At 66.1% G+C, this 23,984-nt stretch carries 19 protein-coding genes and 1 tRNA gene; 14 read left to right on the top strand and 6 right to left on the bottom strand.

All coding sequences use genetic code 11. The annotated features are described in order from the left end of the window. The 11 genes from SMCB_RS01045 (at nt 1) to SMCB_RS00995 (ending at nt 13,124) form a co-directional block, all read left to right on the top strand. Nucleotides 1-1,194 (top strand): ATP-binding protein, encoded by a 1,194-nt coding sequence (locus SMCB_RS01045; protein WP_045534434.1) that lies wholly within the window; start codon nt 1-3, stop codon nt 1,192-1,194. A 70-nt stretch (nt 1,195-1,264) separates the two neighbouring features. Next, on the top strand, nt 1,265-2,665 hold the full coding sequence (gene gorA, locus SMCB_RS01040; RefSeq protein WP_045534432.1) for a glutathione-disulfide reductase: 1,401 nt from the start codon (nt 1,265-1,267) through the stop codon (nt 2,663-2,665). Nucleotides 2,666-2,713: 48 nt separating this feature from the next. Further along, nucleotides 2,714-4,252 (top strand): AMP nucleosidase, encoded by a 1,539-nt coding sequence (locus tag SMCB_RS01035; RefSeq protein WP_045534430.1) that lies wholly within the window; start codon nt 2,714-2,716, stop codon nt 4,250-4,252. A 50-nt stretch (nt 4,253-4,302) separates the two neighbouring features. Next, nucleotides 4,303-5,535 (top strand): FAD-dependent monooxygenase, encoded by a 1,233-nt coding sequence (locus SMCB_RS01030; RefSeq protein WP_082027147.1) that lies wholly within the window; start codon nt 4,303-4,305, stop codon nt 5,533-5,535. Between the two features lie 169 nt (nt 5,536-5,704). Then, nucleotides 5,705-6,409 carry a DsbC family protein gene (locus SMCB_RS01025; protein WP_045534428.1) on the top strand — a complete coding sequence of 235 codons (705 nt, stop codon included), beginning with the start codon at nt 5,705-5,707 and terminating at the stop codon, nt 6,407-6,409. Nucleotides 6,410-6,428: 19 nt separating this feature from the next. Beyond that, a complete protein-coding gene (locus SMCB_RS01020; protein WP_045534426.1) occupies nt 6,429-8,444 on the top strand; it encodes a M61 family metallopeptidase in 2,016 nt (671 codons plus the stop codon). Nucleotides 8,445-8,560: 116 nt separating this feature from the next. Then, nucleotides 8,561-9,343 (top strand): enoyl-CoA hydratase, encoded by a 783-nt coding sequence (locus SMCB_RS01015; RefSeq protein ID WP_045534424.1) that lies wholly within the window; start codon nt 8,561-8,563, stop codon nt 9,341-9,343. 88 nt (nt 9,344-9,431) lie between these two features. After that, nucleotides 9,432-9,508, top strand: a tRNA-Met gene (locus SMCB_RS01010). A gap of 280 nt (nt 9,509-9,788) precedes the next feature. Then, on the top strand, nt 9,789-11,579 hold the full coding sequence (locus SMCB_RS01005; RefSeq protein ID WP_052468356.1) for an AMP-binding protein: 1,791 nt from the start codon (nt 9,789-9,791) through the stop codon (nt 11,577-11,579). A 36-nt stretch (nt 11,580-11,615) separates the two neighbouring features. Continuing rightward, nucleotides 11,616-12,533 carry a bile acid:sodium symporter gene (locus SMCB_RS01000; protein ID WP_045534422.1) on the top strand — a complete coding sequence of 306 codons (918 nt, stop codon included), beginning with the start codon at nt 11,616-11,618 and terminating at the stop codon, nt 12,531-12,533. A gap of 36 nt (nt 12,534-12,569) precedes the next feature. Then, nucleotides 12,570-13,124 carry a thermonuclease family protein gene (locus SMCB_RS00995; RefSeq protein WP_082027146.1) on the top strand — a complete coding sequence of 185 codons (555 nt, stop codon included), beginning with the start codon at nt 12,570-12,572 and terminating at the stop codon, nt 13,122-13,124. 48 nt (nt 13,125-13,172) lie between these two features. On the opposite strand, the gene SMCB_RS00990 is transcribed toward SMCB_RS00995, so the two are convergent. Continuing rightward, complete coding sequence (locus tag SMCB_RS00990; protein WP_144400211.1) at nt 13,173-14,375, bottom strand: HD-GYP domain-containing protein; 1,203 nt, start codon at nt 14,373-14,375, stop codon at nt 13,173-13,175. A gap of 101 nt (nt 14,376-14,476) precedes the next feature. Between SMCB_RS00990 and SMCB_RS00985 the strand changes: the two genes are divergently transcribed. The 3 genes from SMCB_RS00985 to mpl are packed head-to-tail and all read left to right on the top strand — an operon-like array spanning nt 14,477 to nt 19,710. Next, a complete protein-coding gene (locus tag SMCB_RS00985; protein WP_045534419.1) occupies nt 14,477-15,805 on the top strand; it encodes a cyclic di-GMP phosphodiesterase in 1,329 nt (442 codons plus the stop codon). Next, nucleotides 15,802-18,204: a sensor domain-containing protein gene (locus tag SMCB_RS00980; protein ID WP_045534417.1), complete on the top strand. Its 2,403-nt coding sequence runs from the start codon at nt 15,802-15,804 to the stop codon at nt 18,202-18,204. Before SMCB_RS00985 ends, SMCB_RS00980 begins: the two co-directional genes overlap by 4 nt. 9 nt (nt 18,205-18,213) lie before the next feature. After that, nucleotides 18,214-19,710, top strand: coding sequence for a UDP-N-acetylmuramate:L-alanyl-gamma-D-glutamyl-meso-diaminopimelate ligase (gene mpl / locus SMCB_RS00975; protein ID WP_045534415.1), 1,497 nt, complete (start codon nt 18,214-18,216; stop codon nt 19,708-19,710). Here the strand turns inward: mpl and SMCB_RS00970 are convergent. The 5 genes from SMCB_RS00970 to SMCB_RS00950 all read right to left on the bottom strand — a co-directional run bounded on the left by SMCB_RS00970 (nt 19,704) and on the right by SMCB_RS00950 (nt 23,939). Then, entirely contained in the window at nt 19,704-20,024 is a 321-nt protein-coding gene (locus SMCB_RS00970) for a hypothetical protein (RefSeq protein ID WP_045537324.1), read from the bottom strand. The genes mpl and SMCB_RS00970 overlap by 7 nt on opposite strands. A gap of 132 nt (nt 20,025-20,156) precedes the next feature. Further along, a complete protein-coding gene (locus SMCB_RS12055) occupies nt 20,157-20,843 on the bottom strand; it encodes a TorF family putative porin (RefSeq protein WP_052468354.1) in 687 nt (228 codons plus the stop codon). Nucleotides 20,844-21,017: 174 nt separating this feature from the next. Next, complete coding sequence (locus tag SMCB_RS00960) at nt 21,018-22,535, bottom strand: hypothetical protein (protein ID WP_045534413.1); 1,518 nt, start codon at nt 22,533-22,535, stop codon at nt 21,018-21,020. 131 nt (nt 22,536-22,666) lie between these two features. Beyond that, nucleotides 22,667-23,161 carry a thioesterase family protein gene (locus SMCB_RS00955; protein ID WP_045534411.1) on the bottom strand — a complete coding sequence of 165 codons (495 nt, stop codon included), beginning with the start codon at nt 23,159-23,161 and terminating at the stop codon, nt 22,667-22,669. A gap of 13 nt (nt 23,162-23,174) precedes the next feature. Next, nucleotides 23,175-23,939, bottom strand: a complete 765-nt coding sequence (locus tag SMCB_RS00950) for an enoyl-CoA hydratase (RefSeq protein WP_045534409.1) — start codon at nt 23,937-23,939, stop codon at nt 23,175-23,177. Nucleotides 23,940-23,984 lie beyond the last annotated feature (45 nt).

Here is a 23,984-nt window from a genome sequence, read left to right as displayed (position 1 = left end):
ATGATTCACCGCAGCCGTCATCTGCAGGCCCTCCGCACCGCCTTGAGCCTATTCCCGGTCGTGGCCATGCTGGGCGCCCGTCAGGTAGGGAAAACCACGCTGGCGCGCGAGATGGCCAAGGAGTGGACCGAACCCGCGCACCATTTCGACCTACAAGACCCTGAGGACCAAGCCCGCTTGAGCGACGCCTCATTTGTGCTCAGGCGCCTCACGGGTTTGGTGGTGCTGGACGAAATCCAGTTGCGGCCCGACCTGTTTCCCTTGCTGCGCGTGCTGGCTGACCGGGCCGATACACCGGCTAGGTTTTTGCTGCTCGGCAGCGCGGCGCCCGAGTTGCTGCGCAACACCGCTGAAAGTCTGGCCGGGCGGGTGGTGTTCCACGAGCTCGAGGGCCTGATGCTGGATGAATTGCCCAGCCCCATGCTCGATGCGCGCTGGCTGCGTGGCGGTTTCCCGCGCTCGCTGCTGGCCCCAAGCGACGCGGCCAGCCGCGCCTGGCGCGAGTCATTCATACGCACCTATCTGGAGCGCGACCTGCCGCAACTCGGTATCAACCTGCCGGCACTGACGCTGCGTCGCTTCTGGACCATGCTGGCCCACTACCACGCGCAAACTTGGAACGGCAGCGAACTCGCTCGGGCCTTGGGGGTGAGCGACAAGACGGTAGCGCGTTACCTCGACATTCTAGAGGGCACCTTCATGACTTGGCGCCTGCGGCCTTGGCACGGCAATCAAGGCAAGCGCGAAGTCAAGGCGCCCAAGGTGTACCTGAGCGACACCGGCTTGCTGCACAGCTTGCTGGGCATCGCGGCCGAGCACGACTTGCTGGCCCACCCCAAATGCGGCGCCTCGTGGGAGGGGCTGGCCGTGCGCGAAATCATGCACAAGATCGGCGCGGGGCGCGACGAAGCGCACTTCTGGGGCCTGCACTCGGGTGCCGAGCTCGACCTGCTGATCGAAAGACAAGGTCAGCGCCTAGGCTTTGAAGTCAAGCTCACCCGCTCGCCCAAAGCCACCCCGTCCATGCGCTCCGCACAGCAAGCCTTGGGTCTAACCCATCTGTATGTGCTTTGCCACGGCGACGGGCCCATTGCCCCTTTGGCCGATGGCATCAGCGCCCTGCCGCTGCAAAGCTTGAGCACGCTGCATGCCGACAGCGCATTCGAAGCCCTGCTCACGGCAAGCTGGCGCTGAATCGGCACACTTTGCCAGCGCCCACAGCGCGGCATAATTTCCCCCTAGCAACCCCACCACCACAGCCGCCATGAACCCCTACGACTTCGACCTTTTTGTGATTGGCGGCGGCAGCGGCGGTGTGCGCGCCGCGCGCATGGCGGCGCAGCGCGGTGTGCGCGTGGCGCTGGCCGAGGCGCACGGCCAGGCCGGGCTGGGCGGCACCTGCGTCAACGCCGGCTGCATCCCCAAAAAACTCTACGGCTACGCCGCGCACTACGCGACCGCGCAGCGCGAGTCGCAGGGCTACGGCTGGGAGGCAGCGCCGGCGCGGCTCAACTGGGCCACCCTCAAGGCCAACCGCGCGCGCGAGTTGGCGCGGCTCAATGGCGTCTATGCCGATCTGCTGCGCGCCAGCGGCGTGGCGCTGCTCGAAGGCTGGGCGCGCCTGCTCGACCCCCACACGGTGAGCCTGGCCACGCTCAACGCCGACGGCTCGCCGGGCCAGCGCCGCTTCAGCGCCGCGCGCATCCTCGTGGCCACCGGAGCCGCGCCGCATCTGCCGCACTTCAAAGGCCGCGAACACGCCCTGCACTCCAGCGATCTGTTCGAGATCGAGCCCTTTCCGCAGCGGCTGCTGGTGGTCGGCGGCGGCTACATCGCCTGCGAGTTCGCCTCCATCTTTCATGGCTTGGGCGCGCAGGTGACGCAGCTCTACCGCGGCGAGCAGATTTTGCGCGGCTTCGACGACGAGCTGCGCCACTTCCTGGCCGCCGAACTGCTGAAAAAAGGTCTGGATCTGCGCCTGCAAGCCGGCGTGCTGGGGCTGGAGCGCCACGCCGACGGCCTGCACGTGGCGCTGGAAGACGGCAACCACCTGGTGGTCGATGCCGCGCTCTACGCCACCGGGCGCCGACCCAACGTGCAGGGGCTGGGCCTCGAGGAGCTGGGCGTGGCGCTGGGGGCGCAAGGCGAGATCGTGGTCGATGCGCAGTTTCAAAGCAGCGTGCCCAGCGTCTATGCGCTGGGCGACGTCACCGGGCCCATGCAACTCACCCCGGTGGCGCTGGCGCAGGCCATGAGGCTGATCGATCAACTCTACGGCAGCGGCCACGCTCGCCCGGCGCTCGACCTCGATCTGGTGCCCACCGCCGTGTTCACCCACCCCAGCCTGGCCACGGTGGGCTTGAGCGAGGAGCAGGCGCGCCAGCGCTGCGAGCGCGTGCGTGTCTATCGCAGCGAGTTTCGCGCCCTGCGCCACACCCTGAGCGCCAGCAGCGAGCGCACGCTCATCAAGCTGATCGTCAACGACGCCGACGACCGCGTGCTCGGTCTGCACATGGTCGGCGCCGAAGCCGGCGAGATCGTGCAAGGCTTTGCCGTGGCGCTGCAAGCCGGTGCCACCAAAGCGCAGTTCGACGCCACGCTGGGCATCCACCCGACCGTGGCCGAGGAGTTCGTGACCTTGCGCACGCCGGTGGGTGGGGGCTGATGTGCAATCCAGCGCACCGCCACACACCTGCGCCACAATGCCCCCACCATGCCGCACAGCCCGCCCCACAGCCCACCCTTCACCCCGCCCCAAAGCTACACCGACGCCGCCGCCGCGCTGGCTCAGGTGCAGGCGCTGTACCAGCGCGCGGTGGCGCATTTGCGCCAGGCGCTGCACCAGTACGTGCGCGCCGGCGGCGCCAACGCACCCCAGCGCGTGCGCGCCTGCTACCCCTTCGTGCGCCTGCACTGCCAGCACGCCCACGGCGGGCCCGGCGCGGGTGCGCCCAGCCGCCTGAGCTACGGCTTCGTCGCCGGCCCCGGCCGCTACGAAACCACCCTCACTCGCCCCGATCTGTTTGCCAGCTACTACCTAGAGCAGTTCGAACTGCTGCTGCACAACCACGGCGGTGCGCTCGAGGTGGGGGTGAGCAACCAGCCGATCCCGCTGCACTTCGCGCTGGCCGAGCACGAGCACCTCGAGGGCGAGCTGAACCCGGCCCAGCGCGCCGCCCTGCGCGACTGCTTCGACCTGCCCGACCTGAGCCTGATGGACGACGGCATCGCCAACGGCACGCACCAGAGCGCCGCTCACGAGGCGCAGCCGCTGGCGCTGTTTGGCGCGGCGCGGGTCGATTACTCGTTGCAGCGGCTGCGCCACTACAGCGGCACCGCGCCGGCTTGGTTTCAGGGCTTCGTGCTGTTTACCAACTACCCCTTCTACGTCGATGAGTTCATCCGCCTCGGGCTAGAGGCGCTGGCCAACCCCGAGAGCGAATACCTGGCCTTGGTCGAGCCCGGCAACGTGCTCACGCCGCGCGCGGGTTTGAGCGCCGCCGAACAACAGCTGTTGCATGAACTCGGACTAGGCCAACCGGGCCGCGCCTTGCCGCGCCTGCCGCAGATGCCGGCCTACCACCTGCTGCGCGCCGACGGCAGCGGCATCACGCTGCTCAACATCGGCGTTGGGCCCAGCAACGCCAAGACCATCACCGACCACATCGCCGTGCTGCGCCCGCACGCTTGGCTGATGCTGGGCCACTGCGCCGGGCTGCGCAACAGCCAGCAACTGGGCGATTACGTGCTGGCCCACGCCTACGTGCGCGAAGACCACGTGCTGGACGAAGAACTGCCGCTGTGGGTGCCCATCCCCGCGCTGGCCGAAATCCAGCTCGCGCTCGAAGGCGCAGTGGCCGACGTGACCGGTTTGAGCGGCGCCGAACTCAAGCGCATTTTGCGCACCGGCACCGTGGCCAGCACCGACAACCGCAACTGGGAGCTGCTGCCCGGCCAGACGCCGCAGCGCCGCTTCAGCCAGAGCCGCGCCGTGGCGCTCGACATGGAGAGCGCCACCATCGCCGCCAACGGCTTCAGGCTGCGCGTGCCCTACGGCACCCTGCTGTGCGTGAGCGACAAGCCGCTGCACGGCGAAATCAAGCTGCCCGGCATGGCCAACGCCTTTTACCGCGAGCGCGTCGATCAGCACCTGCGCATCGGCCTGCGCGCCATCGAACGCCTGCGCGCCGGTGGCGTCGATCAGCTGCACAGCCGCAAGCTGCGCAGCTTTGCCGAGGTGGCGTTTCAATGATGCCCACCGCCTGAGGCCCAAAAGGTGACGCCCCGGCCTACAATGCGCACATGAACCCACGGTACGACGTAGCCATTTTGGGCAGCGGTGTGGTGGCGCACACGCTGGCGCTGCTGCTGGCGCGCGAGCGCTTGCGGGTGGCGCTGCTGAGCCAGCCAGCGGCCCCGGCGGCCGGCCCCGACATCCGCGCCTACGCCCTCAACCAAGCCGCGGTCTCGCTGCTGAGCGATCTGCGCGTTTGGCCCGAGGCCCCGGCCACCACGGCTGTGCGCCAAATGTGGGTCTGCGAGCCCGACGCCGAGCGGCCTGCCGCCCTCAACCTGCACGCACTCACCGCGCAGCAACCGCTGGCTTGGATCGTGGATGTGCCGGCGCTGGAACAGCGGCTGGCGCAAGCGCTGCCGTTTCAGAGTGGCATCGACCTCGTCAGCAGCGCCCCACCGGCCGAACTGACCGTGATCTGCGAGGGCAAGCACAGCCGCACGCGGGCCCAGTTTGGCATCGAATACGAGGTACAGCCCTACGCCCACACCGCCGTGGCGGCGCGGCTGCGCTGCGCGCGCGCGCATGAGGGCGTGGCGCGGCAGTGGTTCCGGCACGGCGAGGTGCTGGCGCTGTTGCCCATGGACGGCCCCGAGGGCAACCTCGTGGCCCTGGTCTGGTCGGTGCCGCACGCGCGCGCGGCCGAGCTGCTGGCCTTATCCGCGCCCGCCTTTGCCGCCGCCGTAGCCCAAGCCTGCGACCACGCCTTGGGCACCATGAGCACCGAAGGCACCCCCGCTGGCTGGCCCTTGCAGCTGTCGCGCGCCCGGCATTGGGTGCGGCCCGGCTTGGCGCTGGCGGGCGACGCCGCCCACGCCATGCACCCCTTGGCCGGCCAAGGGCTGAACATGGGCTTGGGTGACGTAGCCGAACTGGGCCGCGTGTTGCGCGAGCGCGAATACTGGCGCAGCCCCGGCGACTGGCGCCTGTTGCGGCGCTACGAGCGCGCGCGCCGCGCCGACTTCGAGCGCATGGCCACCCTCACCGACGGCCTCTACAGCCTGTTTGGCCATGGCGACGATCGCGTAGGCGCACTGCGGCGCTGGGGGCTGCGGCGCTTCGATGGCCTCACGCCGCTCAAACACCACGCCATCCGCCTAGCGATGGGCGGCCCTGAGGTGGATTCGCCCTGCGCGCCGTTTGCTGCTCCTGCTGCCGCTGCTTTTGCGGCCTCTGCTACCGCCTCTGGCCAACCACCTGCTGCGCCCTCCGCAGCCGCTTGGGCCCCCACCCCACCCTAGCCTCCTCCAGATGCACAGCTCACCCACCGTCACCGCCGCCCCAACTCGCAGCGCTGCCGCCCATGCCTACTGCAGCGCCGCGGCACCAGCGGCTCAAACCGCGCACCCGGCGCCAGCGCGATGCACCGGGTGGCTTGGTGGGTGGCGATCGTATTGGCGCGCCGGCGCCATGGCCGCCCTAGCCGCCTTGCTCACCTTGGGCTCGCTGGCCAGCGCCAACGAAGCCACCATCCGCGCCAACTTGGCCGAGCGGCTGCCCAACCTGCCCCCGATCGAAGAGGTGCGCGCCGCACCCATGCGCGGCCTGTTTGAGGTGCGCATCGGCGCCAACCAGATTTTTTACTCCGATGCCGAGGGCAACTTCCTGATCCAAGGCCAACTGATCGACACCCGCAGCCGCAACAACCTGACCGAGCAGCGCATCGAGCAACTCAACGCCATCGCCTTCGACCAGCTGCCGCTGCGCGACGCCTTCACCATCGTGCGCGGCAACGGCCAGCGCCGCCTAGCCGTGTTCCAAGACCCCAACTGCGGCTTTTGCAAACGGCTCGAGCGCGACCTGAGCCGCCTGAACCACGTCACCATCCACATCTTTTTGTACCCGATTCTGGGGCGCGACTCGCTCGCCAAGTCGCAGCATATATGGTGCGCGCGCAACCGCTCCCAAGTGTGGGAGAACTGGATGCTGCGCAACGTCGATCCGCCTGCCGCCACCTGCGACACCGCCGCGCTGCAGCGCAACATGGCGTTTGGTCAACGGCACGCCATCACCGGCACCCCCACCACCTTTTTTGCCGACGGCTCGCGCCTTTCGGGCGCTGCCGGCTTCGAGTTGCTTGAGCAGCGCCTGAGCGCGGCGGCGGCGGCGCGTTGATCGGCTTTCGCCCTCGCCCATGCCCACCACTGCCTGCGCCCGTCCTTCAAACCTCTCCGGCCCACACTACCGCGTCGAACTGGTCGAGCTGCACGCCCACCTGTACACGCTCACCCTGCACATCAGCCAACCGGCGCGGCAGCAGCGCGTCAGCCTGCCGGTGTGGATTCCCGGCAGCTATCTGGTGCGCGAGTTCGCCCAGCACCTGCACGGCCTGCACGCCGACTGCGACGGCTGCGACGGCTGCGTCGTGCCGCTGCGCCAGCTCAACAAAAACACCTGGGAAGCCACCACCCCAGCCGGCACCCAAGTGCTGCGGCTGCGCTATCAGGTCTATGCCTACGACGCCTCGGTGCGCAGCGCCTGGCTCGACGCCGAACGTGGCTTTTTCAACCCCACCAGCCTGTGCCTGCGCGTGCACGGGCAGGAAGCGCTGGCGCACACACTCGAGCTCTGGGGCAGCGCCGCCACCCTGGGCTGGCAAGTGGCCACGGCCTTGGCGCCCGTCACCCCCAATGCGGCCCATGCCGACGCCCCCCACAGCCTAGGCCGCTGGCAGGCCGCCGACTACGACCAACTGGCCGACAGCCCCTTCGAGCTGGGCCGGTTCTGGAGCGCAGCGTTCAGCGTGCGCGGCGTCGCGCACCGGCTCGTAGTCAGCGGCGCCGGGCCGGGTTTTGATGGCGAACGCCTGCTGCGCGACACCCAAGCCATCTGCCAGGCTGCCATCGGCTTTTGGCACGGCGCACACGAGGCTCCTGCCTTCGACCACTACCTGTTTATGCTCAACGCCCGCCACGAGGGCTACGGCGGGCTCGAGCACCGCCACAGCACCGCCCTCATTTGCCGCCGCGCCGACCTGCCGCAGCTGCCCCTAGGCGGCGCCCCAGCGCCCGCCCAAGCACCCACGCTTGGCGCCAGCGACGGCTACACCAGCCTGCTGGGCCTGATCAGCCACGAATACTTTCACGCCTGGAACGTCAAGCGCCTGCGCCCGGCCGAATACACCCGTTACGACTACGACGGCGAACAGCACACCGAGCTGCTGTGGCTGTTCGAAGGCTTCACCAGCTACTTCGACGACCTGCTGCTGCTGCGTGCCGGCCTGATCGACGAAGCCTGCTACCTGCAGCTGCTCGCCAAAACCCTCAACCAAGTGCTGCACAGCCCGGGTCGGCTGGTGCACAGCTTGGCCCAATCCAGCTTCGAGGCCTGGACCAAGTACTACCGCGTCAACGAAAACAGCCCCAACGCCACCGTGAGCTACTACGCCAAAGGGTCCTTGGTGGCGCTGGCGCTCGACTTGCAACTGCGCGCCGAGGGCCGCAGCAGCCTCGACGCGGTGCTGCGCGCGCTCTATGGGCGCTGCCAAGGCGGCCCGATGCACGAGGCCGACCTGCTGGCCGTGCTCGAGCAGTGTGGCGGGCGCAGCTACGCCCCCGAAATCGCGGCCTGGGTGCGTGGCTGCGCCGATCTGCCGCTGCCCGATTTGTTGCGCACCCAAGGCATAGACTGGCTCACCGAACCCGCGCCGCTGGCGCAGCGGCTGGGGCTGCGCGTGAGTGAAACCGAGGGCCTAATGATCAAAAACGTGCTGCGCGGCTCGCTGGCCGAGCAGGCCGGGCTGGCCGCTGGCGACGAATGGCTGGGCCTGGAAGTGGATAGCGCAAGCAGCAACGGCTGCAGCAACGGCTGCAGCAACGGCTGCAGCAACGGCTGCAGCAACGGCTGCAGCAACGGCAGCACCAGCGCCACCCCCAGCGCGTGGCGCGTGCGCAAACTCGACGAAACTGCGCGCCACGCCCACGGGCAGCACAGCGTCGTAGCGCTGGTGGCGCGCGACGGCCGGCTGCTGCGCCTGCCGCTGCGCTGGCCCACGCCCGAGCAGCCGCAAGCGCACACGGTGCGGTTGCAGCGCCCATCTAAACCGGCCAGCCCTGCACCGGCCAGCCCAACACCCACCCAAGCTGCTGGCGCCCATCCCGTCAGCCTTTTAGGCTGGCCCCTAGCTGCGAGTTCCAGCGACCGCCCTTAGCGCCCCCCAGTTCTGTCCTGATCCCGCCCTAAATCCGGCCCAAGCCGCGTTAGAACCGCCTTGCCGGCGCGCTATAGTGGCAGCTCCCGCCGAACCTTGAACCAGAGACACCACCCATGAGCCAAACTTACCTAAACATTTTGGTGCGCACCGAGGGCCGCGTCGGCCTCATCACCCTGAATCGCCCCAAGCAACTCAACGCCCTCAACGACGCGCTCATGGATGAGCTCGGCGCCGCCCTCAAGGCCTTCGATGCCGACGCCGACATCGGCTGCATCGTGCTCACCGGCAGCGAAAAAGCCTTTGCCGCCGGCGCCGACATCGGCGCCATGGCCCAGTACAGCTTTGCCGACGTCTACAAAGGCGACTACATCACGCGCAACTGGGAAACCATGCGCAGCATCCGCAAGCCCATCATCGCCGCGGTGAGCGGTTTTGCTTTGGGCGGCGGCTGCGAACTGGCCATGATGTGCGACTTCATCATCGCCGCCGACAACGCCAAGTTCGGCCAGCCCGAAATCAAGCTCGGCATCATCCCCGGCGCCGGCGGCACCCAGCGCCTGCCGCGCGCCGTCGGCAAGTCCAAGGCCATGGAGCTGGTGCTCACCGGCCGCATGATGGACGCCGCCGAGGCCGAGCGCGCCGGCTTGGCCAGCCGCGTGGTGCCCCTAGACAAACTGCAAGACGAAGCCCTGGCCGCCGCCCTGACCATCGCCGGCTACTCGCAGATCGCCGTCATGGCGGCCAAAGAGGCGGTCAACAAAGCCTTCGAGGGCACCCTAGCCGACGGCATGGCCTTTGAGCGCCGCCTGTTCCACGCCCTGTTTGCCACCGCCGACCAAAAAGAAGGCATGGCCGCCTTCGTCGAAAAACGCCCGGCGCAGTTCAAGCATCAGTGAGGCAGCGCCGGCTCAGGTGCGGGCTCATGCGCTGGCGCCCGCGGTGCTGGCGTACCGCTTCGCAGACCTGCTACAATGCAGGGCTAGTGGCGCTTTAGCTCAGCCGGTTAGAGCGACGGAATCATAATCCGCAGGTCCGGGGTTCGAATCCCTGAAGCGCCACCATGACACCAATGCCCGCATCCTCAAAGACGCGGGCTTTTTTCGTTCAGGTTTGCCACCATCCCCAAGGGGCTGGGAGCACAAAAGCTGCAAAGTTGCTCCATCGCAGCACACCTCAAAGCAGACAGTATTTAGCATCTGCTCGCTATACCGTCGCCAGCTATCAGGGTTTACACCTATCATCAAATGGTGCAATTAAGCCATTGCAATGACATTTTTTTGTTCAAGGCGGCCCGGCTTCAGGCAAAATAGCACGATCGTTCGCTTCACCCCCTTACCGATCATGCAACACCCGTTCACCTACACGCCTCGCCCTTGGGTAGCCGTGTACCGAGAAGTTGGCATTGCGCCTGAACTGCCGCCTTTGAGCCACCCCAACCTGGGGGCCTTCATTCACGATGCCTGCACGCGCTGGGCACGCGAGAGCAAGGTCAAGGCCGCCTTCACCTGCGTGGTGCCCAACGGCATGAACGGCAGCCTGAGCTTTGCCAAGGTTGATGAGTTGTCAGACTATTTTGCCGCCTACCTGCGCGAGGTACTGGGCCTGCACGTGGGCGACCGGGTGGCGGTGCAGATGCCTAATGGCCTGTCCTATCCGGTGGTGGTATTTGGCATCCTCAAGGCCGGTTGTGTGCTGGTCAACACCAACCCGCTCTACACCCCGGCCGAAATGGTGCATCAGTACAAAGATGCCGGCGTCAAGGCCTTGGTGCTGATCGACATGTTTGCCGACAAACTGCCCTCGGTGCTGGCCATGACCACCGTCAAGCACGTGGTGCTGGCTGGGGTGCCGGAGTTTTTCCCGATCATCCCCAAGCTCATCATCCGTGGGGTGCAAAAGGTCTGGGCGCAGGTGCTGCCCCCGGTCACGGTGCCGCACACGCGCTTGGCCGCCGCGCTGGCCCAAGGCCGCGCCGCGTTGCAAAAAGCCGGCGGTCGCGTGCACGCCCAGAACTACTGGAAAGGCATCCAGCCACACGAACTCGCGCTGCTGCAGTACACCGGCGGCACCACCGGGGTGAGCAAGGGCGCCATGATCAGCCACAGCAACCTGTTGCACAACGTGCAGCAGATGCTGGCCATGGGGGGCACGCACATGGAGCCCGGCAAGGAATGCGTGTTGACCGCGCTCCCAATTTACCATATTTTCGCTTTTACCGCCAATTTGCTGGGATTTCTCGCCATCGGCGCGCAAAACATCCTCATCCCCAGCCCGCGCCCGGTGCAAAACCTGCAGCGCGCGATTGAGAACTACCCCATCACTTGGATGACGGGCGTCAACACGCTCTACAACGGCCTGCTCAATGAGGAGTGGTTCGTCGCCTATCCGCCGCGCAAGCTCAAGGCCTCCATCGCGGGCGGCACCTCGCTGCACAGCGCTGTGGCCAAGCGCTGGCGCGAAGTCACAAAAACGCCGATCGCCGAAGGTTACGGCTTGACTGAAACCTCGCCCGTGGTGAGCTTTAACCCGCTGCATGGTGAGCCGCGCTTGGGCAGCATCGGCATCCCCGCTCCAGGCACCGACATCCGACTGGTGGGCGAAGACGGCCAAAATGTAACCTTCGGGCAAGCCGGCGAAATTTACGTCAGCGGCCCACAAGTGATGCAGGGTTACTGGCACCAACCGGCCGAAACCGCAGAGGTGTTGCGCGACGGTTGGCTCGCCACTGGCGACGTGGCCGAGATGGACGACCAGGGATTCATGCACATCGTCGACCGCAAGAAAGACATGATCCTGGTCTCGGGCTTCAACGTCTACCCCAACGAGATCGAGGACGTGATCGCCCAGATGGACGCCGTGCTCGAGGTGGCTGTGGTGGGCACCCCCGACGAAAAAACCGGCGAAGCGGTGCGCGCCTACGTGGTGCACAACCCAGAACACGACGGGGCTTTGCAAGCCGACGCCGTGATCGCCCATTGCCGCAAGTTTCTGGCCGCTTACAAGGTACCCAAGAGCATTGTGATCCGCGAAGAACTGCCCAAAACGGCGGTCGGCAAGGTGCTGCGCAAAAACCTGAAGGCCGAAGTCAAGGCCGAATGGCAAGCACAACTCAAAGCCAACCTGCAGCATTAAACGCCTGCAACCCCAAGAAACCGGAGACCACACAAAATGCTTACCGAATTTGAAACCCAGCTGCTCGGCTTGATGATGATGGTCATCATGCTGGGCATGGGCGCCTCGCTCACCTACCGCGACTTTTTAATCGCCTTTCGCAAACCCAAAGGCGTGCTGGTGGGCCTGGTGTGCCAGTACGGCATCATGCCCTTTCTGGGTTTTACGCTGGCCATCGTGCTCAACTTTCCGCCCGCGCTCGCCGTGGGCCTGATTTTGATGGGCTGCATGCCGGGCGGCACCACGTCAAACATCTTTGCCTACTTCAGCAAAGGCGTGCTGGCGTTGTCGATCATGATGACCAGCATCTCGACCTTGGTGGCGCTGGTGGCGGTGCCAGCTCTGCTGGCTTTCTACACCGGTGTGGCCGGTATTGGCAGCGAATTTGCGGTGCCCGCCAGCAACGTGGCGCAGGTGCTGTTGGTGTTGCTGGTGCCCACGATCATTGGCATGGTGACGCGCAAGCTCAATCCCAACATCGGCGCCACCATGGAGCTGATCGGCAGCTTTATGGGCGTTTTTGTGATCTTGTTCTTGGTGGTGACTTGGGTGCCGCGCAACCACATGCTGCTGGCCGCGACCCCGTTCTCGGTCTATTTTGCGGTCATCGGCTTGGGGCTGATCGGCATGGCGCTGGGCTTTTGGCTGTCGCGCCTGCTGCGCCAAGACCGCAGCCGCAGCCGCACCATCGCGCTCGAAACCGGCATTCAGAACGGCCCGCTGGCGGTGCTGATCGTCACCCTGACCTTCACCGGCACCATGCAGCAAGACGTGCTGCTGATCCCGGTGCTGTACTCGCTCTTCATCGTGATCACGAGCACCATCGTCACGCTGGCGTTTCGCCGCATCGCCGACCGCGAAGCGCTGGCCCGTGACCAAGCCAAAACCGGCAGCATGCTGCAAGCTGGGCGTTGATCCCACGCGTCAAAGCTGCGGGTTAAACTGCGGCGGATGAACGCTGTCCGCGCCGCCGCCTTGACGCCATTGCCTCGGAATTGGCTCTGGCTGTGGTTGGCCGCCGGCTTGGCACTGGGCAGCGCGCCACTGCGGGCCCAAGCCATATCCAGCCCGCTGCACGGCCGGGTGATTGCGGTGGCCGACGGCGACAGCGTCACCGTGCTCGATGCCCAGCAACGGCGCCACCGGGTGCGGCTGCTGGGCATCGACGCGCCTGAGCAAGCGCAGCCTTGGGGCGCCGAAGCGGGCGCGCACCTTAAAGCCCTGGTCTTGCAGCACGAGGTGCAGGTGGACTTTGCCAAGACCGACCGCCATGGTCGTTTGGTCGGCACGCTGCGTCTGCAGGGGCAGGACGTGAACCTGCAACTGCTGCGCGCCGGGCTGGCTTGGCACTACAAGCGCTATGCCGAGGAACAAAAATGGCTGGAGCGCTGGCGCTACGCCCGCGCCGAACGCCGAGCGCAGCGCGAACGGCGTGGACTCTGGGCCGACCCAGCCCCGACGCCACCGTGGGAATACCGCCAGCAACAGCGGGCCAAGCCGCGCTAAGCGGGGTGGCCCGGCTGCGAACTCACCAAACGCTGCGCTGCTCCGGCCTCAAAGCCGCGCCAGCAGCTTGGCGCTTTGCACGCGCACCCGCACCTCGTCGGCCGCCACGCCGGACTTGATTTCGAACGCCGCCTCGCTGGTGTCGCGCAGCGCCGGCTCACCCAGCGGCATACCGCTGCGCCCGACCAGTGCAAACACCAACGGTTCGTTGGCGCGGCGCTGACGCCGCACCACCACCGCCAGTTCTTCGCTGGCCAGCCGCACATAGCTGCCCGGGATGTAGACACCCACGGCCTTGATCAGCGCCGCTCCGAGGGGGTTGGGCTGGCCGTCGGCGGCCAGGTAGGCGTCGCGCGCCGCCCGCTGCGAAGGCAAGCCCTTGCGGCTGACACGTGGGCTGATGCGCGCCACAAACACATCGATCAAGCTGATCAGATGTGCCATCAGCAACAGCGGCTCGGCGCCCTCAAGGCTGCCCATGGCGTGGAGCTTGGTGTGGTGCAGTCGCACCAAGCGCAACCAGGTTGGGTCCTGCACACCCAGGTGCTGCAGACAGCGCTCTCCAAGCAATGGGTGCTGTTCGATGCGAATGCGCTGCTCGACACTGGGCGGCTCGGCTTGCAAGGCCAGCTCGTCTTGCAGGCGCGTCATGCCGATGTTCATGGTCAGCGCGGCGTTGATGAGGGCATCGATCTGGCTGGGCTCTTTGAGCAGCAACTTGCCGACGATCCGGCACAAAAGCCCGCACAGCAAGGCATGACCGGTGCTGTAGCCCAGGGTGCGATCAAGAAGCATCTGCACCAGCACGAACAAGCTGTCGTCGGTGCGCGACTGCAGCACCTCGTCGATGCGCATGCGGATCAGCCCCAAGCGGCGCAAAAAATCCTGCGCCTGCTCACCTTGGTGCAGCAGCAACCCGAGGCTGGTGTGCAGATCGGCCCAGCGCATGTGCACGGGCACGGCTTGCTCGTCGCGATCAGGCCCAAGCCCCATGGGGCGCGCCACGCTGGCAATGCTCTCCAAGCTGGCGTTGCCGCGCAGTTTGCGGTCGATTTCGGCGGTATACCGAAAGGTCCACTGGCGATACTCCTCCTCGTCAACCATCGGGCCGCGCGACCGCAGCAACTCCCGGTGCTCGAAGTTGCGGATGACTTCTCCGCGGCGCAGCAGCAGCACGCCACTGCCGTCCCAGATATTCAGTGGCAATGGCGCCTCGAGCTCGATCTGATCCAATGACAAGGGGACACGCATGCGCGTATGCTAGCAGTAGGCACAGCCACATGCGCCCTGCTCGGGCCGTCGGTTTTGAAGATAATGCAAGAAAACCCCGTTTCACTCGAGGAACCCGATTCGTGCCTGAAGCCCTCCCCCCCACCATCGCAGTTTCCGATCTGCGCCTGGGGTTATACGTCTATCTCGACCTGGGTTGGATGGACCACCCCTTCCCTCTCAACCGCTTCAAGATCAGCACGCAAGAGCAGATCGACACCATCCGCTCTCTCGGGCTGCAGTCGCTGCGCTACGCCCCCGAACTCAGCGATGCACACGCCCTGCCCGGCGCTGCGGCACCAGAAGTTGGCCCCACCGACCAGACGGCCGCAGCCACCCCTGTCAGCCCTGCGCTCGCTGCGGCACCAGCACCCCCCGCACCCGTTGGTGCAACCACTCCCCAAAGCAACTCAACGCTTTCAGATCCCTGGAAAAAATCCTGTAGCCACTGCGAGCGCCAGCACGCCCAGACCAGCCGCGCCGTCAAGGCGGTTTTCGCGCAACTTCAATCCAACCCGGCCAGCGCCGGCACAGCGAGCAAGCAACTGGTGCAAAACCTGCTCGATGAGATGCTCGGGCAAGAGGAGTCGGCCCTGCGCCTGCTGGCCGACACTTCTTCGGATCACCGTGCCCAGCACGCGCTCAACGTCTCGGTGCTCTGCCTGCTGCTGGGGCGGGCGCTGCAGCTGCCCGAAGCCGACCTGCATACCCTGGGTTTGGCAGGCTTGCTGCACGACATCGGCAAATTCGACTTGCCTACGTTGGTCCGCTACCGCGACCCAGACCTTAGCGCCGCCCACCTGAAGGTCTACCAAGAACACGTTGGGCATAGCCTAGCCTGGGGCAAGCGCATGGGCCTAACCGAGCCGGTGCTGCAGACCATCTCGCAGCACCACGAATACGCCGACGGCAGCGGCTTCCCGCAGGGCCTGCGCGCCGAGCAGATTGGCGCTGCCGGCGGTATTCTGGCGCTGGTCAACCACTACGATTCCCTGTGCAACCCGCACAACCCGCTGCGCGCCGTCACGCCGCACGAGGCACTGTCGATTTTGTTTGCCAAACACAAGGCGCAGCACGATCACCGCACCTTAAGCGCCTTTATCCGCATGATGGGGATTTATCCTCCGGGCTCGGTGGTGCAACTCAGCGACGAGCGCTACGCCGTGGTGGTGTCGGTCAACGCAGCGCGTCCGCTCAAACCCGAGGTAATGGTCTACGAGCGCCAAACCGACAATCCCGATGTGGTGCACCTGCTCGACTTGCAGCAAGAACCGCAACTGAGCATTGCGCGCAGCCTGCGGCCACAGCATCTGCCGCGTCCTGTGCTGCTGTGCCTTTCGCCCAAACCGCGTTACTGTTATTTTTTCGAGCGCGCACTCAGCCCCGCCGAGCGCCCCGCGGAGCCCGAATGAGTTTTTTTCATTGGCCACCCTTGATCGAAGGCTTGCTCGAAGCGGTGTGGCTGGTCGATGCGCAGACACGGCGCATCCTGTATGCCAACCAAGCCGCCTCGGTCCTGCAGCGTGCACCAGCGCAAGAAATCTGTGGCACCTTGGTCACCGACTGGACCGTCAGCCCCGAAGACGCGCTCTACTGGGACACACTGGCGCAGCCTGAGCAGACCCTGCTGCAATCCGAAACCCTCTTGCGCCGCCGCGATGGCAGCACGGTGCAGGTGTTGCGTCGCATCACTGCATTGCCCAACGACCCCGACACGACCTTGCGCCTGGTCGCCATACAAGACCTCAGCGTTCAACACGCCACCCAGCAACGGCTCGAACACCTGCTGGCAGAACTGCGCGCCACGCTCGAATCCACCGCCGACGGCATCCTGGTGTGCGACCTCGACGGCCGCATCCGCGCTTTCAACCGCCTGTTTGCGCAACTGTGGGATCTGCCCAACACGCTGCTGACGCAACAAAACGACGAATCGATCCACCGCTGGCTCGCAAGCCGTGTCACCGACCCCGAGGGCTACCGGCTGCAGCTCGGGCTGCTGCAGCGCTCGCCCTTGCTCCAGACCACCGACGTGCTGCTGTTGCAGAACGGGCGCTTGCTCGAGCGCATCACGCGGCCGCAACTGGCGCGCGGGCGCCCGATCGGGCGCATCTACGCCTTTCGCGACATCACCGAACGCTACGCCACCGAGTCACAGCTCAAGCTCGCCGCCAAGGTGTTCGAGTCCAGCCTCGATGCGATACTCATCACCGACCCACAGCAACGCATCCTGGCCTGCAACCCGGCGACGCTGAGCTTGACGCGAACCCAGGAAAGCGATCTGTTGGGCACGCCTGCCACCTCGCTGTTTTTTGCCCCCAGCCAGATCGACTGGCTAGAGATTCTGCGCCAGCATCTCGAGGGCGCGGGCTACTGGCAAGGCGAGCTCTGGCACCGCCGTGCCGACGGTGCTGCGCTGGCCCTGCAGGTTTCCTGGGTGGTGCTGCGCGACGCCGAGGGGCGGACGCTGAACACGGTGCTGTTTGCCAAGGATTTATCAGAGAAAGTGGCGGCGCAGCAGCGCATCGAACAGCTCGCCTACACCGACGCGCTCACCGGCCTGCCCAACCGCCTGACCCTGACCGAACGCGTAGGGCACGCGATCCGGCTGGCGCAGCGCAGTGGTTTGGGCTTTGCCGTGTTGTTCCTCGACCTGGACCGCTTCAAAAGCATCAACGACTCGCTCGGGCACCTGTTTGGCGACAAGGTGCTGATCGAGATCGCCAGCCGGCTCAAGCACTGTCTGCGCCAGACCGACACCCTGTGCCGCCTTGGCGGCGACGAGTTCGTCGTCCACCTGCATGAGACCGATGCCATCGGGGCCGAAATCAGCGCCCAGCGGCTGATCGACGCCATGGTGCGCCCGATCGAGATCGACGAGATGCACTTCAACCTGTCGTGCAGCCTAGGGATTGCGCTCTATCCAGACGACGGCGACACGCTCGACGAACTCATCCGCCACGCCGACACCGCCATGTACGAGGTCAAAGGGCGCGGCAAAGGCCACTACCGCTTTTACCGGCCCGAAATGAACGCCAACCTGCTGGCGCGCCTGCAGCTCGATCACGCCCTGCGCCAAGGCTTGCGGGCGCAGCAGTTTGTGCTGCACTACCAGCCGCGCATCGACCTGCACAACGGCCAAATGCGCTCGTGCGAGGCGCTGCTGCGCTGGCAACACCCGGAGCGCGGCCTGGTGTTGCCGGGGGAGTTCATCGGCGTGGCCGAAGAAACCGGCTTCATCGTCGCCTTGGGCGACTGGGTGCTGGAGCAAGCTGTGCGCCAAGCTGCCGCCTGGCAGGACGCGGGCACGCCGTGCCCGGTGGCGGTCAACCTCTCGGCGCTGCAATTTCACCCAGGCGGCTTGGTCATGCGGGTGCAGCAGCTGCTCAGCACCTATGGGCTGCAAGCGCATCTGCTGGAGCTGGAGCTGACCGAGTCGATTTTGATCGAGGACGCCGACGAAGCGCTGGCGCGGATGCAGGAGCTGCGCGCCTTGGGCGTGCGGCTCTCGCTCGACGACTTCGGCACCGGCTACTCCAGCCTGGGTTACCTCAAGCGCTTCCCGCTGCAGCAGATCAAGATCGACCGCAGCTTCATCGCCACCATGCACAGCGACGCGGTGGATGCCGCCATCGTCACCTCGATCATCCAGTTGGCGCGGGCGCTCAAAATGGAGGTGGTGGCCGAAGGGGTGGAGCTGGAAGAACAGCGACAGCACCTGCGTGAGCTCGGTTGCGACCAGTATCAGGGTTTTTTGTGCTCGCGTGCCGTGCCCGCGTCGGAGTTCCATGCCTGCTGGCTCCAGCCGCGATAATCGCGCTCCATGCACATCCACATCTTAGGCATTTGCGGCACTTTCATGGGCGGTCTGGCCGCCTTGGCGCGCGCCGCCGGGCACCGCGTCACCGGCTGCGACGCCGGCGTCTATCCTCCCATGAGCGAGCAGCTGCAGGCGCTCGGCATCGAGCTGATCGAAGGCTTTGGAGCCGAGCAACTGGCGCTGCAGCCCGACCTGTACGTGGTGGGCAACGTGGTGTCACGCGCCCGGGGCCCCGACGGTGCGCCCAAATTCCCGCTCATGGAAGCCATTTTGGATGCGGGCGCGCGCTACAGCAGCGGCCCGCAGTGGCTGAGCGAGCACATCTTGCACGGCCGCCACGTGCTGGCGGTGGCCGGCACGCACGGCAAAACCACCACCAGCGCCATGCTGACTTGGATTTTGGAGCATGCCGGGCTGCAGCCAGGTTTTTTGATCGGTGGCGTGCCGCAAAACTTTGGCGTCTCGGCGCGGCTGGGGGCGGCCTCGGCCCCATTCGTGATCGAGGCCGACGAATACGACACCGCCTTCTTTGACAAGCGCAGCAAGTTCGTGCATTACCGGCCGCGCACCGCCGTGCTCAACAACCTCGAGTTCGACCACGCCGACATCTTCGACGACCTCGCGGCCATCGAGCGCCAGTTTCACCACCTGCTGCGCACCGTTCCGGCCAGCGGCCGCGTGATTTACAACGGCCTCGAAGAAAGCGTGGCGCGCGTGCTCCACCAGGGCTGCTGGAGCGAACAGCGCAGCTTTGGCAGCGCGGTGAGCGATTTTTTTGCCGAAGGCGAAGCCGACGACTTCGTGCTGCGCCAGCGCGGCCACGCCAGCGGCCGCGTGCGCTGGGGGCTGAGCGGGGTGCACAACCAGCTCAACGCCTTGGCTGCTGCCGCCGCCGCCGAGCACTTGGGCGTGCCGGTGGCGCTGGCGGCCGAGGCGCTGGGCCGCTTTGCGGGCGTGAAACGGCGCCTCGAAGTGCGCGGGCGGGTGCACGTGGCCAAGCCCGCGCCGGGGCTGCCCGCAGGCGCCGGGGCTGCTCCCGAGAATGCCCACGAGGCCAGCCCGATCACGGTCTATGACGACTTTGCGCACCACCCCAGTGCCATGCGCAGCACCATCGATGGCCTGCGGCGCCAGCTCGACCGCCGCGGCGGCAGTGGGCAGCGCATCCTGGCGCTGTTCGAGCCGCGCTCCAACACCATGAAGCTGGGCACCATGAAGGCGCAACTGCCTTGGAGCCTAGAACGCGCCGACTTGGCTTTTTGCCACAGCGGCGGCCTAGGCTGGGACGCCGCTGCGGCGCTGGCCCCCATGGGTGAGCGGGCCGTGGTGGCCGCCGACATCGACAGCCTGGTGCAGCAAGCGGTGGCCGCCGCGCAAGCCGGCGACCACCTGCTGTGCATGAGCAACGGCGGCTTTGGCGGCGTGCACCACAAGCTGCTGCAAGCGCTGCGGCAGCGCTTTGATGCGCCCGCTTGCGCCAAGCCCAAAAGCGCTCAGTAACTCACGGTCATCGTGGGCACATCGATGTGCACCACGGGCCGCGCCAGCGTGGCGCTGGCGGCTTGGGCAAAGGCCTGCGCCCAAGCGCGATGGGCCGGGTCGGAAAAATGGGCCTCGCCAGCGGTGCGGGCGATCACCGCCACCTTGTCGGCCAGCAACACCTTGCCCGACAGGCGCAACGGCTCGCACCCCAGATCGACGAACTGCTGGTCCAGCCACTCGCGCGCCAAACCGTTGGGCATGGGCTCCATTTCTTCTAAGTCGAATTTGTATTCTTGGGCCTCACCCCAACTGACGATGACTTGACTGCGCATGAAACCGGGCTCCTGTGGTGCTTGAAAGCGGCGCACCTCCGGCCCCATGCCGGGATGCACCAGGGCCCATTGTGCCCTGCGTGTTGCAGCGCGGCAACTGGCAACAACCCGAAGTCACTCAGAATCAGCACATCAGAACGACTGCGTCAGACCCAGCACCAAGCGGCCTTTGCCCGCGGGGCCGGCGCGGTCGGTGTCGGCACCGGACCAGATCGCCGAGGTGCTCAGGCTTTCGGTGAGGGCGTAGGTGAGGCCGAGCCGGTAGTCGGTGGCGCCCGAGTTGAGGTTTTCGCGGTTGCGAAAACCCACGCCGGCCTCGAGCGTCAGGCGCTCGGTCAGGGGCTGCTCGATCAAAAAGCTCAGGCGTGCATGCTCATCGATTGAGCCGCTGGTGCCCCAACTGAGCTTGGTCGTCAAAATGCCCATGCTCAGGCTGCCATAAACCTCGCTGCCGTTCAAGCTGGCGCCACTGTTGGGGTAGATGTAGGCGATGTAGCCCACATCGAAGCCCATGCCGTTGGCGAATTCGCCGCTGTAGCCGCCGTAGAGGTTGATCTCCAGGTTGGCCTCGCCAAAGCGCCCGGTGGAGTTCCAGTTGCCGATGTAGAAGCCGTTGCCGAAATCGTAATCGACCCCGCCTTGCAAGGCCGGCCGGAAGTCGCGCGCACGCTCCCCTTGGCGGCTGTCTTGATCGATGCCGTTGTATTTGTACAGCGACACCGCGCCAATGTTGAACGAGAGCTGGGCCTGCGCCGCAGCGGGCAGGGCCAAGGCCGCCGCAACAGCCAGAGCAGAGAGGGCAAAAGGGAAAGTGCGCATGGAAAGCTCCTAGTAAAAATTCGGGACTACGCCAGCAGATTGAAGCAAAAAAAGTGCCAACGTGCAATCACGAAAACCAGCAAGGGACCGGACTGTGGCTGGGCTGCCACAAGCCGCGCAAATTTCCTGCTCCCGGTCGGCTGCGCCCCAGCGTGGCCTGCCCCCGCCCTGCGCTCAAAACCGCGCCAGCGTCAGCGCCACCCCCAGCAGCCCCACGCCCGCCAGCACGAACACCGGCCAGCGCGGCATGGCGCCGCCGTTGGCCATGGCGCGGCCAAACATGAAGAACACGAACGGGTGCACCAAAAAGGGCATGGAGAAGATGAGCGCGATCAGCCCCGCCGCCTCGGCGCCAAACATGCCGTCTTGGGTGGCAGCAAAGAGCCCAAAATGCGACATCGAGGCCGCCTTGGCCAAGGCCGAATGTTCCAGCGGCATGGCAAACAGCGCCAGCAGCAGCAAGCCGCCGAACATGGCCGTGAGCTGCCAGCCGAGCGAGAACTGCATCAGGCCCTTGACCTCTTGCGCATCGGCCCCATCGGCGCGGCTCAGGCTGCGCAGCGCCAGCGCCGTGAGCAGCACCCCGCCCACGAGCACCGCCAGCGCCGCCGGCCACAGCAACTGCCCATACTCCATGCTGACGGCCAGAATGGAAAAGACGAAGATGTGGCCAACAAAGGGCACGTTGATCATGATCGGCGCCCGCTGCGCCGCCGTAGGCCCCAAGTCGCCCGCCGTGCAGGCCCCGGTCAGGCCGGCGTGTGAGAGCGCGCCGGCCATTCCGGGTGCGAGGTTGCGCACCTGATTGGTGCGCCCCAACCACATCAGCAGCGCGATGCCGCCAAACATCCACAGCATCTGGCCAAAGAAGCCGTAGGCCAGCACCGCGTTCATGCCCTCGATCTGGAACGCATCGGCGATGCGCGAGCCGCCGATGACGAAGTTGGCCGCCAGCACCACCGGGATGCCGGCAAACAACAGCGCACGCAGCGTCGGGCCAAACTGCCAGCGCCAAGCCAGCGCGCCCATGCCACAAGCCAGCAGCATGGCAAAGAAGATGGTCGGCAGCGCGATCAGGGGGCGCACGCTTTGCGCCAGCAGCCAAGCCGCCAGCAGCAGCGCCACCAGCGCACCGAGTTCGAGCACGCCCTTGCCCAAGTACTCGCGCTTGTTGCGCAGCTGTGCCTTGTGGTCGATCAGGATGAAGGCCAGCAACAGACCGATGTAGGCGATCAGCGGGTAGTAGGCGACCAGCGGCCCGCTGTCGGCACCCATGAGCACACGCCGGGCGGCCTCGATGCCGAGCAGCAAAAACACCGAGCGCAGCACGAACATGAGCTGGGTGCGGTTGGTGCCGAGTAGGGTTTCTTCGGTGCAAGGCTGCATCGAGTCGTCGGGGGGCACCTGCAACTGGCCAAAGATGCGCCGCAACTGCTGCCCGCCGGCAAAAAAGGCCGCCGTCAGCACCACCACCGTGGTGCCGCTGAGCAGCCCCAAGAGCGAGAACTCGGCCAAACCCGGCGCACCGGCCCCAGTGGCCACCAGCACATGGCCGAGCGCGAGCCCAAAGATGACGATGATCAGGATCGGCGAATAGCACGAACCGGCGACCACGGTGCGCGCGATCAGCACCATGGGGATGACCAGAAACAGCGTCAGCCAGAGCTGGTTGAACAGGTCGAATTGCGGCAAGGCGAGGCTCTCCGTGGGTGGCTAGGGGCGGGGCTTTAGCCGCCAAGCATAACAAGCCCGCGCGTGCCGCCCATGACACCGCGCGCTGCGGCCGGTTTGCAGCCAGCAGCCCCCCAAATTCCGACAGAGTTCTAGGACACGATGTAGGCCGCCGCGCCGGTGGCCAGCAGCTTGCCGTCGGCGGCGTGAAAACCCATGCGGGTGGAGGCCACGCGCGAGCCCAGCCGCAGCACCTCGGCGCGCAGCTCGAAGCGCTCGCCGATGCCGGGGCGCAGGTAGTCGATGCGCAGATCGATGGTGCCCAGCTTGGCAAAGCGGTGCAGGCGCGCCAGCACCGGCTCGTCGAGGTGGCGCGCGCCGATGGCGGCCATCACCGCCAGCCCGCCCATGGCGTCGAGCCCAGCGCTGATCACGCCGCCGTGGATGCGGTTGTGGGCAAAGTGCCCGATCAGATCGGGGCGCATGGCGATCTGCGCCGTCACCAGCTCGGGGCTAATGGCGCTGATCTGCAAACCCAGCAAGGCGTTGAACAGGATGCGGCGCTCGAAAATCTCGCGCACGCCGTCGATGAATTCGGGCTCGAAAACGTGCGGCGCTGGCGCTGCGCCGGATGGGTTTTTGCTCATGAAGGTGTGCGGCTCACAGACGCGAAAAATCCGGCTGGCGCTTTTGCATGAAGGCGCCAAAAGCCTCTTTCGCCGCCGGCTCGCGCAGCATGCGGCCAAACACCATCGCCTCTTGCTCGATGGTTTGCAGCACCAGCGCTTGCTGGCCTTGCTTCATCAGGCGCTTGGTTTCGAGCAGCGAGGGCTGCGGCTTGGCGGCGAGCTTGCGCGCCACGCTCTGGGCGTAGCCGTTGACCTCGGTCGGGGGCAGCACCTTGTTGATGAGCCCAGCTTCGAGCGCGGCTTCGGCGTAAAAGGGTTCACCGAGCAGCAGCGCCTCGGCGGCGCGCTGCTGCCCCATAAGCTGCGCCAGCAACAGGCTCGAAGCCCCTTCGGCACACAACCCAAGGTTTACGAAGGGCATCGAGAAGGCTGCGTTGTCGCCGGCATAGACCAGGTCGCAGTGCAGCAGCAAGGTGGTGCCGATGCCCACCGCCGGGCCGCAGACCGCCGCCAGCAAGGGCTTTGGAAAGCTGGCGATGGCGCGCAAAAAACGCAGCACCGGCGAATCGGCGCCCAGCGGCGGGCTGTGCAAGAAGTCATTGAGGTCGTTGCCGGCGCAAAACACGGTGGCGTCGCCCTGCAGCACCAGCACGCGCACCGCGGGGTCGGTGGCGGCCTGCTCCAGCACCTCGGCCAGTTGGCTGTACATGGCGCCGGTGAGCGCGTTTTTGCGTGCCACGCGGTTCAGGGTCAGGGTTTGCACCCCGCTTTCGAGGTGGTTCAGAATGTCGGACATGGAAGCGGTCTCCTTGGGTATGTGCTTGGAATCAATGCCTAAAAT

The organism is Serpentinimonas maccroryi (assembly GCF_000828915.1).
In the GTDB taxonomy this organism is placed as follows: Bacteria; Pseudomonadota; Gammaproteobacteria; order Burkholderiales; family Burkholderiaceae_C; genus Serpentinimonas; species Serpentinimonas maccroryi.
Note: the sequence above shows the minus strand (reverse complement) of the source record. Positions and strands in the feature narration are given on the sequence as shown.

Excerpts from the sequence above, each read along its gene's own strand:
- SMCB_RS00955 (WP_045534411.1), bottom strand. The coding sequence starts at position 23,161 with ATGAGCAAAAACCCATCCGGCGCAGCGCCAGCGCCGCACGTTTTCGAG.
- SMCB_RS01000 (WP_045534422.1), top strand. The coding sequence starts at position 11,616 with ATGCTTACCGAATTTGAAACCCAGCTGCTCGGCTTGATGATGATGGTC.
- SMCB_RS01025 (WP_045534428.1), top strand. The coding sequence starts at position 5,705 with ATGGCCGCCCTAGCCGCCTTGCTCACCTTGGGCTCGCTGGCCAGCGCC.
- SMCB_RS00990 (WP_144400211.1), bottom strand. The coding sequence starts at position 14,375 with ATGCGTGTCCCCTTGTCATTGGATCAGATCGAGCTCGAGGCGCCATTG.
- SMCB_RS12055 (WP_052468354.1), bottom strand. The coding sequence starts at position 20,843 with ATGCGCACTTTCCCTTTTGCCCTCTCTGCTCTGGCTGTTGCGGCGGCC.
- SMCB_RS01045 (WP_045534434.1), top strand. The coding sequence starts at position 1 with ATGATTCACCGCAGCCGTCATCTGCAGGCCCTCCGCACCGCCTTGAGC.
- SMCB_RS01015 (WP_045534424.1), top strand. The coding sequence starts at position 8,561 with ATGAGCCAAACTTACCTAAACATTTTGGTGCGCACCGAGGGCCGCGTC.
- SMCB_RS01020 (WP_045534426.1), top strand. The coding sequence starts at position 6,429 with ATGCCCACCACTGCCTGCGCCCGTCCTTCAAACCTCTCCGGCCCACAC.
- SMCB_RS01030 (WP_082027147.1), top strand. The coding sequence starts at position 4,303 with ATGAACCCACGGTACGACGTAGCCATTTTGGGCAGCGGTGTGGTGGCG.
- SMCB_RS01005 (WP_052468356.1), top strand. The coding sequence starts at position 9,789 with ATGCAACACCCGTTCACCTACACGCCTCGCCCTTGGGTAGCCGTGTAC.
- SMCB_RS00995 (WP_082027146.1), top strand. The coding sequence starts at position 12,570 with ATGAACGCTGTCCGCGCCGCCGCCTTGACGCCATTGCCTCGGAATTGG.
- SMCB_RS00970 (WP_045537324.1), bottom strand. The coding sequence starts at position 20,024 with ATGCGCAGTCAAGTCATCGTCAGTTGGGGTGAGGCCCAAGAATACAAA.
- gorA (WP_045534432.1), top strand. The coding sequence starts at position 1,265 with ATGAACCCCTACGACTTCGACCTTTTTGTGATTGGCGGCGGCAGCGGC.
- SMCB_RS01035 (WP_045534430.1), top strand. The coding sequence starts at position 2,714 with ATGCCGCACAGCCCGCCCCACAGCCCACCCTTCACCCCGCCCCAAAGC.
- SMCB_RS00950 (WP_045534409.1), bottom strand. The coding sequence starts at position 23,939 with ATGTCCGACATTCTGAACCACCTCGAAAGCGGGGTGCAAACCCTGACC.
- SMCB_RS00980 (WP_045534417.1), top strand. The coding sequence starts at position 15,802 with ATGAGTTTTTTTCATTGGCCACCCTTGATCGAAGGCTTGCTCGAAGCG.
- mpl (WP_045534415.1), top strand. The coding sequence starts at position 18,214 with ATGCACATCCACATCTTAGGCATTTGCGGCACTTTCATGGGCGGTCTG.